Origin of the sequence: uncultured Tenacibaculum sp., from assembly GCF_947495995.1 — a bacterium.
Classification (GTDB): Bacteria; Bacteroidota; Bacteroidia; order Flavobacteriales; family Flavobacteriaceae; genus Polaribacter.
In genome coordinates this window covers 1-245 of sequence record NZ_CANMAX010000044.1, presented here as the reverse complement: position 1 = coordinate 245, position 245 = coordinate 1, and the positions used below count along the sequence as shown (strand labels likewise).

Below are 245 nucleotides of genomic sequence, written 5' to 3'. Positions count from 1 at the left end.
ACTGGAGTAACTGAAGTTGGGTTTGTTCCTTCTGTTTGTGTACTTCCTGATGGTAAATCTCCTTCTACTACTACAATATCTACTGGACTTCCTGCTGGAACTCCTGTCAATGTATAACTTCCATCTGGATTCGTAGTCGTACTTGGCTCTCCTGGATCTTGAACGCCATCTCCATCTAAGTCTGCGTAAACTGTTACACCGCCTAAACCACTCTCTGATCCGTCTTGTGTTCCGTTTCCGTTTGT

1 protein-coding gene is annotated in these 245 nt (G+C 44.5%); it reads right to left on the bottom strand.

What is annotated here, in order from left to right:
• A partial coding sequence (locus Q1A15_RS20980; protein WP_299628413.1) for a hypothetical protein occupies window positions 1-245 on the bottom strand: 245 nt, incomplete at both ends.